Consider the following 11,373-nt stretch of genomic DNA (forward strand, 5'->3'; position numbering starts at 1 on the left):
AAAATTAATTATTTATTGCTTTTATTAACAATTGAATTGATAAAAAAATCGAATAAAAATTCTGTATCCGTAGGACCACTTGAAGCTTCTGGATGAAACTGTACAGAAAAAAAAGGTTTATAATCATGGATTATTCCTTCGCAAGTATCATCATTTAAATTTTTAAAAAATATTTTCCATTCTTTCGGAAGATTTTCCGAATCCAAAACATATCCATGATTCTGTGATGTAATAAAACTTTTTCCTGTTTTTAATGATATAACCGGTTGATTATGACTTCTATGAGAAAATTTTAATTTAGAAGTATCTCCTCCTGCTGCAATCCCCAAAAGTTGATTCCCCAAACATATACCAAATATAGGTCGTTCATTTTTCAGAACTAAACGAATATAATGTATAGGTTTTTCATAAATCTTTGGATTTCCAGGTCCATTGGAAAGAACTAATCCATCATATTCTTCGTTCGTAAAATCATAATCCCATGGAACCCTTATAATGGTACAATCTCTTTGCAAGAGACAACGTAAAATATTATTTTTTAATCCAAAGTCTACAAGTAATATTTTGTATTGTCCATTTCCATATGTTATTTTTTCACGAATAGATACTTTTTCAGACAGGTTTTCCAGATTAGGATCATAAAATGGAATATCTTCATTTTCTATTAAAATTTTTCCTAACATAGATCCACCATTTTTTCTAAGTTTTTTTGCTATAGATCTAGTATCTATACCATATAATCCAGGAACTCCATTTCTAGATAACCAATCAGATAGTGATAAATTCATATTCCAATGATACGGACGGTTAGAATAATAAGAAACAATAAGTCCAGATACTTGAATTTTATCGGATTCATAAAATTCAGAAATAGATTCTTTACAATAAGAAGAAGATGGAATACCATAGTTTCCTATCATAGGATAAGTATAAGTAAGAATTTGACCTTTGTAAGAAGGATCTGTCATACTTTCTGTATAACCAGTCATTGCGGTATTAAATACAACCTCTCCGGAAGAAGATATTGAAGCTCCAAAATGATAAGAATCATATCTTGTTCCATCTTCTAACATAAGGATAGCTTTCTTTATTTTTTTATTACTTTCCATTTTTTTTGTATAGATATGCTAAGGCATTCCTTAATTTTGTAAGGAATAATTTTATATGATCTACATTAATATTCATAGGAGGTAGTAATCGTAAAACATATGGATTATTAGATGTTCCAATAAATACTTTTTCTTTGTAAATTAAAATATTTTTCAAATCCTGAATAGGAAAATTAAATTCTAACCCTAGCATAAGACCCCTACCTCTTATTTCTTTAATTTCAGGAATAAGCTTCAACTTTTTTAACAATATTTTTCCCATTTTTCTTGCATTTTCGATTAAATTTTCTTTTTTAATAATTTCCAATACAGCAATTCCAGCTGTACAAGCTAAATGATTTCCTCCAAAAGTAGTTCCTAACATACCATGATATGGTTTAAATTTAGGATGAATTAGTACACCTCCTATAGGAAATCCATTTCCCATTCCCTTAGCTATAGTAATTAAATCTGGTTGTATAGGATATAATTGGTGAGAAAAAAAAGATCCTGTTCTACCATATCCACTTTGTACTTCGTCAATAATTAGTATTGTATCATATCTTTTGCAAAGATCTGCAGCCTTGCAAAAAAAATCTAATCCTGGATCTATAATCCCAGATATTCCTTGTATACCTTCAGTAATTAAAGCACAAATATTTTTTTTCTTTAATTTTTCTTCTAACAAATCAAAATCCTGATAATCTAAAAATATAGTTTCATGTAGAGCATTAAAAGGAGAAACTATTTTATAGTTATCTGTAACAGAGACACTACCGCTTGTTCTTCCATGAAAAGAACCTTTAAACGCTATTATCTTTTTTTTCCCTGTATAAAAAGAAGCTATTTTCAATGCATTTTCATTAGATTCTGTACCTGAGTTACATATAAATAAGGAATAATCTTCATATCCTGAAATACTTCCAATAAGATTAGCTAATTTGTTTTTTTGTGAAATAAAAACACTATTAGAATAATAAGATATTTTATTAATTTGTTCAGTCAAGGCTTCCACGTAATATGGATGCGAATGACCAATAGAAACTACTGCATGTCCTCCATAAAAATCCAAATACATGTTCCCATTCACATCAAAAAGATAAGATCCTTTGCTTTTGTTTAATTCTATATTTAGAACAGGATAAACGTCAAATAATTTCATATCATTTTTTATTAAAAACGAACGGATTTTAGTTTTAAACCACAATTTTCATCTAGATGAAACATAAGATTCATATTTTGTATAGCTTGACCTGAAGCTCCTTTTATCAAATTATCTATAATACTGATAACAATCAATTGATCCTTCTCTTTAAGAAGATATAAAATACATTTATTAGTATTTATCACTTGTTTAATATCGATATTAATATCAGAAATATTTACAAATGGATGATTTTTATAATATTCTTTATATATTTCTCTATTCTTTTCTAAAGAAAAAGAAGAAGAAGTATATAAAGTGGTTATAATTCCTCTTGAGAAATTTCCTCTATAAGGAACGAAATAAACTTTATAACAAAAATTATTTTGTACTTTGTGGATAGTTTGTTCAATTTCTTGTAAATGTTGATGTTGAAAAATTTTATAAGCAGAAATATTGTTATTTCTCCAACTAAAATGGTTAGTATCACTATGTTTTCTTCCGGATCCTGTAGAACCAGTTATAGCACTAATATGAATATTATTTTTTAATAATTGATTTTTAGCTAATGGCAAAATAGATAAAAGAATAGCTGTAGCAAAACATCCAGGATTTGCTATATTATTAGATTCTTGTATTTTTTCTTTTTGTAATTCTGGTAATCCGTATACAAAATTTCTTTTTTCAAAAGAAGATTGATTTGTGAGTCTGAAATCTTGACTTAAATCAATAATTTTTGTTATTTCCGATATATTATTCAATTCTTTTCTAGATTGTCCATGTTCAGAACAAAGAAATACGACATCAACATTTTGAGTTAAATTACGAGTAAATTTCATATTATTTGTTTCTCCTAATAAATCTTGATGAACCAAATGAATCAATTTACCTGAGTTACTTCTACTAACCACACTTTTTATTCTAGTTTTCGGATGATGGATCATCAGTCTTATTAATTCTCCAGCAGTATATCCACTTCCTCCAATAATACCTATTTCAATCATTATTTTAATTTTATTTTTTTTAAATTATGATACATTTTCATTTGATTACTCAAAATTTTTGTAAAACCCTTTACATCTTCTGCAGTCCAAGCATAATTCATTTCTCCATACTGAGCTATGTTAGAAGACGCCATTAAATCGAACTTTGATTTAATCCCTACTAAATGAAATCTATAAGGATAAAGAATTATATATACAGTTCCTGTTAATCTTTCTTGTGTACTCTTTAAAAATTTTTCTATATCACGCATTACAGGATCTAAATATTGAGCTTCGTGAAGTAACATGCCATACCAATTAGAAAGTTGCTCTTTCCAATAAAGTTGCCATTTAGTGAGAATATGTTTCTCCAATAGATGATGAGCTTTTATAATAATGATTGCTGCTGAAGCTTCAAATGCAACTCTTCCCTTGATTCCTAAAATCGTATCCCCTATATGAATTCCTCTTCCTATAGCAAATTTTGAAGCTATTTTTTCGATATTTATTATATTTTTTATAGCTGTACCTTTTTCTTTATTAACACTAACTATTTCTCCTTTTTCAAATTCTAGTTCTAAATTTTCACTTTTTTTTCTACTCAATTTTGTTGGATAAGCCTCTTCTGGAAAATCGTGATAAGAAGTAAGAGTTTCCTTTCCTCCTATACTAGTTCCCCAAATACCTTTGTTTATAGAGTATTTTGCTTGATCCCAACAAATAGATATTCCTTGATTTTTCAAATATTCTATCTCTTCTTCTCTAGAAACTTTCATATCTCTTATAGGAGATAAGGTTATTTTTTCTGGACAAACAATTTGAAATGCAATATCAAATCTAATTTGATCATTTCCAGCCCCTGTACTTCCATGAGCTATTGCTTTTGATTGAATAAAAGTTGCATACTGTGCTATTTTAATAGCCTGGAAAATCCTTTCTGAACTTACTGAAAGTGGATAAGTATTATTCTTAAGAATATTTCCGAATATAAGATATTTTATACAATTCTGATAGTATTCTTCTATGGCATCAATTGTTTTGTGAGATTTAGATCCTATACTTATAGCTCTTTCTTCAATTTTTTCTAACTCATTTTTTTTGAATCCTCCTGTATTGATAATAACTGTATGAACTTCATATTTTTGTTGAATAAGATATCTTAAACAATAAGATGTATCTAATCCTCCACTATAAGCTAAAACAATCTTATCTCCATAAGATAAACAAGAAAAATAATTATTTTTCTTGTTTATCTTTTTTGTATTTGTATATGGATTATATAAAAGACCTGTGCATAAACACATTTTTCTTTGATTTCTAGTTAATATATCAAAGTTTGCACAACTTTTGCATCCTTTCCAAAATTCTTCTGATTGAGTCAATTCACTAAAAGAAACAGGCTTAAAGCCCAATTCTGTATTGATTTTAATAACTGGATTACTTGTTGTAATGCTAAAAATTTTAGAATTTGGAAATTTTTCTCTGGAAAGTTTGAATATTTTAACTTTAATAAGTTTTGCTAATCCTTGTTTTCTAAATTCAGGAAAAACAATAAGACCGGAATTCACGACAAATTCCTTGTTTTGAAAAATATCAAGATAACTGAATCCCGCTAATTTTTCATCACAAAAAGCAATGACTGCATTTCCATGAATCATTTTTGATTTTATATATTCTGGATCCTTTTTTGCAATTCCAGTCCCTCGTATTTTTGCTGATTCCTGAATTTTTTTACAAATTAAGGATGCATATTTTGTATCCTCTTCATGAGATACTCTAACTTTGATTTTCATCTTTTTTATTAAGAAACCACGTAAGAAAAAAAATAAATGAATTTTACCGATTGATAGAAGTATGAATAATGCTTCATATATTTTACTGTAAATAAATACAAATTTAATAAAGTCTTTTCCAATTCAAACAAAAATCCAATCCGTTTATTTTTTCTAATTTTTTTAAAAAATTTGAATTAATGTTAATTCCATATTTTCTAGATTCAAAATTTAGAAAAATTTTATTCTCCTTGTCATAAAGAACAATATTTAATTTCTTATCTCCCATTTGTTGATAAAATAATTTTTCTACATTATTAATAATTGCGTTATTTAAATTGTTTATATTAATTTTTACTATCAACTGATTTACTAATCTACTAAGAACATTTTTCAGATTTTCTATATGCAAAATATTTATTTTATATTCTTTATATTTTGATTTTTCAATAGAAAGACATAAATACAATAAACTATTGTTTAATAAAAGGGGTTCATATTTAAAATATTGTTGTCCATAAATTCGAAACTCTTTAGAAGAATTGTAATCTTCCAAAAAGAAAATACAATATTTTATGCCGCTTTTTACATATGTTTTTTTTTCTATTTTTGATAATATTCCACATACATGAATTGTTTTTCCAACAAGCGTATATTCCTTTTTATTGAGTTTTTCTAAGGAAATATTAGTGAAATACTTTATTTCATAATAATAATCATCTAAAGGATGTGCAGAAGCATAAATACCTAATACTTCTTTTTCTTTAGATAATTTATATATATTACTCCATAAATCACATTCCACAATAATAGGTTTATCAATTTCAACGTTTTTATCTTTTGCTTTTTGAAATTTTGCACCAAACCGAATAATTTTCTCCAAAGTGTTTAATTTATCATTATATCCGATACGAAAATATTGTTCTCTATGTATAGAAAAGCAGTCTAAAGATCCAGATAGGATCAAATTTTCCAAAATTTTTTTATTCACTATACGTAAATCAATCCTTTTCACCATATCAAAAATAGAGGTATATGGTCCATTTCTATTTCTTTCTTGAAGAATAATATTTACAGCATTTTCTCCAACTCCTTTTATCCCTGCAAGACCAAACAAAATTCTATTGCAGTCAGTCACTTTAAAAAAAGAATCACTCTCGTTGATATCTGGGTAAATTACAGAAATATTGATTTTTTTACATTCTTCTATAAAAAAAGTAAGTTGTTTAATATTATGCATGTTATTGCTTAATACAGAAGCCATGTATTCATATGGAAAATGAGCTTTTAAATAAGCAGTTTGAAAAGCAATATAAGCATAACATGTTGCATGAGATTTATTAAAAGCATAACAAGAAAAATACTCCCAATCTTTCCATATTTTTTTCAATATATTTTTAGAATATCCTTTTTTCATAGCTTCTTCAATAAATTGATTTCTCATTTTATTGAGAACATTTTTTTGTTTTTTACCCATAGCTATTCTAAGAAGGTCTGCATCTCCTTTACTAAATCCAGCTATTTTTTGAGCTATTAACATAACCTGTTCTTGGTATATTGTTATTCCATAAGTTTCTTTCAAAAATTCTTCCATTTCTGGAAGATCATAGGTGATTGTTTCTTTACCATGTTTTCTAGATATAAAATTAGGAATATATTGTAAAGGACCAGGTCTATACAATGCATTCATTGCTATTAAATCATCAAATTTATCAGGTTTTAACTGACGTAAGTATTTTTGCATACCTGGAGATTCATATTGAAAAACGGCTACAGTTTCTCCTTTTTGAAAAAGACAATAAGTTTTTTTATCTTCTAGAGGAAATGAAAATTCTGTAATGTTCTTACGTCTCTTTTTAATGAGATTAATAGCATCTTTAATGATAGTAAGAGTTTTCAATCCTAGAAAATCCATTTTTAATAATCCAGCATGTTCTACAACATGATTATCAAATTGAGTTAATAATAAATCAGATTCTTTGGATACAGAAGAAACAGGAATATATTCTCTAATATTATAGGGACTTATTATAATACCGCAAGCATGTATTCCCGTACTTCTTATAGTCCCTTCCAAAATTTTTGCTTGATGCAAAACTTTTCCCTTCAATTCATATTTATTTTGAGCTATATTTCTTAGTTTTTGTATGTTATTTTTTTCTTCTTTATTAAGATTAATTTTTCCTATTGGATAATTTTCTGATAAAATAGTTTTCAATGAAAGCATATTCGGAACCATTTTTGCTAAAATATCTGTATCTCTTAAAGATAAATCTAGTACACGTCCAGTATCTCTTATAGATGATTTTGCTCCCATTGTTGCATATGTTATGATTTGTGCAACTTGATCCTTTCCATATTTTTGAACTACCCATTCAATAATTTTTTCACGTCCTTTATCGTCAAAATCAATGTCAATATCTGGTAAAGAAATTCTATCAGGATTTAAAAATCGTTCGAAAAGAAGATGATATTTTATTGGATCTATATCGGTTATTTCTATACAATAAGCAACAACGGATCCTGCTACTGATCCTCTTCCAGGACCAACTGAAATGTTCATTTTTTTAGCTTGATGAATAAAATTATGAACAATAAGAAAATAACCAGGATATCCAATTTTTTCTATTGTTTTTAATTCAAAACAAATTCTTTCTTGAATTTCTTTTGTGATATTTTTATAACGTTTTTTAGCACCTTCATAAGTAATTTTTTTTAAAAAATGATTTTGTCCTCTATTCCCTCCATCTATTTTATCCATTGGATCTTCAAAAGATTTTGGAATTTGGAATTTTGGAAGCAATATTTTGTGTGAAAGATGATAAGACTCAATTTTATTAACCAACTCCTCTAAAAAATCAAAAGATTCTGGAATATCATAAAATATTTCTTTCATTTTTTCTGAATCTTTGAAATAAAATTCATGATTAGGAAAACCAAATCTATAACCTCTTCCTTTTCCTATAGGTGTTGATTGTTTTTCTGCATTCTTTATACAAAGTAATATATCATGCGCATTTGCTTCATCTTTGTCTAAATAAAAAGAATTATTTTGTGCAATATATTTTACATGATATTTTTTCGAAAATTTCAGTAAAATATTGTTTACATGATCTTCTTCTTCCAATCCATGACGTAATAACTCTATATAAAAATCATCTCCAAAAAGTTCCTTCCACCATAAAAAAATTTTTTCTGCTTTTCTTTCTCCATGATTGAGAATAGTATACGGAATTTCTGCATGAAGATCTCCAGTAAGAGCAATTAAATTTTCCTTGTATTTTTCAACTAATTTTTTTCCAACTCTAGGAATTCCAGCATAAATACCTTCTGTAAAACCAAGTGAACAAAGTTTTGCTAAATTGTGATAACCTTTTTTATTTTTAGACAAAAAAACTTGTTGATACCGTTTATCTGGTTCATCTTTTGTAAATTTTTTTTGCAAATAATTGTCTGAAAGAAAAACTTCACATCCAACAATACCTTTGATTGATTTTTTAGGAAAATTTTTTTTATTTATAGAATGAATAGCATTTAAAAAATGAAAAGATCCCATCATGTTTCCATAATCTGTTATTCCTACAGCTGGCATATCAAAAAGAATAGCTCTATTAACTAAAGATTGTACATCTATAGTAGAATAAAGAATAGAAAAATAAGTATGATTATGAATATGAGAATATTTTTTTTTTTTCAATTCTTCTCTTAATTTATCATTTTTTAAGTTTATTTTTTCTCTTTTTTTTACTTCTTCTGAAGAAGATGAATATAACAAAGGATCAAAATCTACTATAGCAGAAGGTATTTTCCATGAATGTTTATTTTTGAATTTCAATATCATATTCTCTTCTGCTCCTACATCTTTATGTGATATTATTCCAATACGCAATAACTCCAAAAAGCAACGGGCTGTAGCTTTTACATCATTTGATGAATTATGTAAATTAGGAATTTTTTCTTCAAAAAGTTTCTGATATAATTCAGATAATGTAGGCCATTTGAACTTTTTTCTATTCCCCGATAACTTACAATAGGAAACAGAAATCTCTTTAGTGTCTAACATTTTCTTCTTTTTGAAAGAAATTTCTCTTTTCTTTCTAAAGAACTCACATTCTATAACTTTTCTGTCAAATTCTAGATTATGCCCAATTAAACACTGAGATTTTTCAAGAGAATTTCTAAACTCACAGAGTACAAAATCCAAATCTACCCCATATTTTTCTGCTTTATCATTAGTTATACCATGAATTTTAAAAGCATTAAAAGGTATATCATAATGATCTGGTTTTATAATAAAATTTTTAAATTCTATTAAATATCCTAGATTATCATGAATTTGCCATGAAAATTGCACAATTCTTGGCCAGTTATCTATATGAGTAATTGGAAAATTATAGGATATAGGTAATCCTGTTGTCTCTGTATCAACAATAAGGTACATTTTATTTGAATTAGTAGAAAAAGTTACTGAAAAATTATTAGTTTTGTATTATCTGTTTTTTTTTGTAAAAAAAATTTATAATAAATAAATAAGAATATTCTATTCTAATTTTTCTGTCCGTATTTTATGTGAATTTTGGATAGAAAAAGTAGTGAAAAAATAATAAAAAATTATGTCTAATCAAACAGAAAAAATAAAGAAAAAAGTATCCACTTTATCTGATTTATCTGAAAATGAAAAATTGAATGATCAGGAAAAAATAATAGAAAGTTTCGATTGGACGAAATACGAAACTCATTTGAATACTAATGAGATACAAAAAGAAAGAAAAAATTTAGAAGAGATATATACAAAAACTTTACCAAAAATTCAAGAATTAGAGATATATCAAGGAGTAGTTACATACATTTCAGATAAAACTGTTATTGTAGATATTGGATTTAAAGCAGAAGGAGCTATTCCTATAAATGAATTTAGAGAAAATTTGAATATTATTCAATCTGGAAGTAAGATAGAAGTTATGGTTGTTAAAATGGATTATAAAGGACAATGTATTCTTTCTTATCAGAAGGCAAAAATGTTGAGAAATTGGCAACGGATTAACGAAGCATATGAAAAATCAGAAGTTGTATTGGGTTATGTTGCTGCTAGAACAAAAGGTGGATTAATTGTTGAAATATTTGATATTGAATGTTTTTTGCCTGGTTCACACATTAATGTTAAGCCTGTTCGAGATTATGATGTCTATGTAGGAAAAACTATGGAGGTTAAAGTGGTTAAGATTAATAAAAAGACAAAAAATGTTGTTGTTTCTCATAAAGTTTTAATAGAAAGAGATATTGAAGAACAGAGAAAAGAAATGATATCGAAATTAGATAAGGGTCAAGTATTAGAAGGTAAAATAAAAAATATTCTTCCTTATGGTGCTTTCGTAGATTTAGGAGGTGTGGATGCTTTACTTCATATTACTGATATGAGTTGGCCACATATCAATCATCCTACAGAAGTTGTTCAATTAGAACAAGAATTAAAATTTGTAGTTTTAGGAGTAGATAAAGATAAAAATCGTGTACAATTAGGATTAAAGCAATTGCAACCTCATCCTTGGAATTCCTTGAATCAAGATTTAAAAGTAGGTAGTAAAGTTAAAGGAAAAGTTACTGTTTTAGCAGATTATGGAGCTTTTATAGAAATAATTCCTGGGGTAGAGGCTTTATTACACATTAGTGAAATGTCTTGGTCCACCGATTTGTCATCTACTCAAGATTTTGTGAAAATAGGAGATGAATTAGAAGCTGTAATTTTAACGATAGACCGTAAAGAAAGGAAAATATCTTTAAGTGTAAAACAACTTACTCAAGATCCTTGGATTAATATAGAAGATAAATATCCTATAGGATCGAAACATATTGGAACTATTAAAAAATTTACAAATTTTGGAGTTTTTCTGGAATTAGAAAAAGGAATATCTGGTATTATTTACACAAATGATCTCTCATGGACAAAAAGAATAAAACATCCTTCTGAGTTATATAACATAAATGATAAATTAGAAATAATTGTGCTTGCCTTAGATCCTCAAGCAAGGAGGCTCAATTTAGGTCATAAACAACTAATGGAAAACCCATGGAACAAATATGAAAAAAATTACCATTTAGGAAGTATTCATACTGGAATAGTATCAAACTTATTTGATAAAGGGGCTTTTATTAAATTTATAGAAGATCAAGAAATAGAAGTTTTTGCCCCACTCCGTTTTTTAGAAAAGAAAGATGGTACTACTCTTAAGAAAGGAGAAAAAACTAATTTTAAGGTGATAGAATTTAATAGAGAAACTAAAAAAATCGTAGTATCTCATACATCTGTGTATCGTGATAAAGATAAAAAGAAAGAACAACGCGTCGTAAGAAATAGAAAATTTGAGAGATCTACTCTTGGTGATATA

6 protein-coding genes (1 of these 6 running past the window's edge) are annotated in these 11,373 nt (G+C 26.9%); 1 reads left to right on the forward strand and 5 read right to left on the reverse strand.

Annotated features, from left to right (window positions below; translation table 11 throughout):
- Positions 1-8 precede the first annotated feature (8 nt).
- The 5 genes from carA to dnaE form a co-directional block, all read right to left on the reverse strand.
- Positions 9-1,109 carry a glutamine-hydrolyzing carbamoyl-phosphate synthase small subunit gene (carA, locus tag H0H40_RS01615; RefSeq protein ID WP_185868794.1) on the reverse strand — a complete coding sequence of 367 codons (1,101 nt, stop codon included), beginning with the start codon at positions 1,107-1,109 and terminating at the stop codon, positions 9-11.
- Positions 1,099-2,250 (reverse strand): aspartate aminotransferase family protein, encoded by a 1,152-nt coding sequence (locus H0H40_RS01620; RefSeq protein WP_185868795.1) that lies wholly within the window; start codon positions 2,248-2,250, stop codon positions 1,099-1,101. Before H0H40_RS01620 ends, carA begins: the two co-directional genes overlap by 11 nt.
- A gap of 11 nt (positions 2,251-2,261) precedes the next feature.
- Positions 2,262-3,236 (reverse strand): N-acetyl-gamma-glutamyl-phosphate reductase, encoded by a 975-nt coding sequence (argC, locus tag H0H40_RS01625; protein ID WP_185868796.1) that lies wholly within the window; start codon positions 3,234-3,236, stop codon positions 2,262-2,264.
- Positions 3,236-5,008, reverse strand: coding sequence for an argininosuccinate synthase domain-containing protein (locus H0H40_RS01630; RefSeq protein WP_185868797.1), 1,773 nt, complete (start codon positions 5,006-5,008; stop codon positions 3,236-3,238). The genes argC and H0H40_RS01630 overlap by 1 nt, the downstream gene beginning before the upstream one ends.
- 103 nt (positions 5,009-5,111) lie before the next feature.
- A complete protein-coding gene (gene dnaE, locus H0H40_RS01635; RefSeq protein WP_185868798.1) occupies positions 5,112-9,428 on the reverse strand; it encodes a DNA polymerase III subunit alpha in 4,317 nt (1,438 codons plus the stop codon).
- Between the two features lie 172 nt (positions 9,429-9,600).
- Between dnaE and rpsA the strand changes: the two genes are divergently transcribed.
- Positions 9,601-11,373 carry the 5' portion of a 30S ribosomal protein S1 gene (gene rpsA, locus H0H40_RS01640; protein WP_185868799.1) on the forward strand. 51 nt of this gene lie beyond the right edge of the window, so 1,773 of the gene's 1,824 nt are visible here — the first part of the coding sequence; its start codon is at positions 9,601-9,603; its stop codon lies off the right edge, out of view.

This window comes from Blattabacterium cuenoti (assembly GCF_014252295.1).
GTDB lineage: Bacteria > Bacteroidota > Bacteroidia > Flavobacteriales > Blattabacteriaceae > Blattabacterium > Blattabacterium cuenoti_V.

Bases quoted from the DNA above. Each gene is read 5' to 3' on its own strand.
- argC (WP_185868796.1), bottom strand. From the start codon at position 3,236: ATGATTGAAATAGGTATTATTGGAGGAAGTGGATATACTGCTGGAGAA.
- carA (WP_185868794.1), bottom strand. From the start codon at position 1,109: ATGGAAAGTAATAAAAAAATAAAGAAAGCTATCCTTATGTTAGAAGAT.
- H0H40_RS01630 (WP_185868797.1), bottom strand. From the start codon at position 5,008: ATGAAAATCAAAGTTAGAGTATCTCATGAAGAGGATACAAAATATGCA.
- H0H40_RS01620 (WP_185868795.1), bottom strand. From the start codon at position 2,250: ATGAAATTATTTGACGTTTATCCTGTTCTAAATATAGAATTAAACAAA.
- dnaE (WP_185868798.1), bottom strand. From the start codon at position 9,428: ATGTACCTTATTGTTGATACAGAGACAACAGGATTACCTATATCCTAT.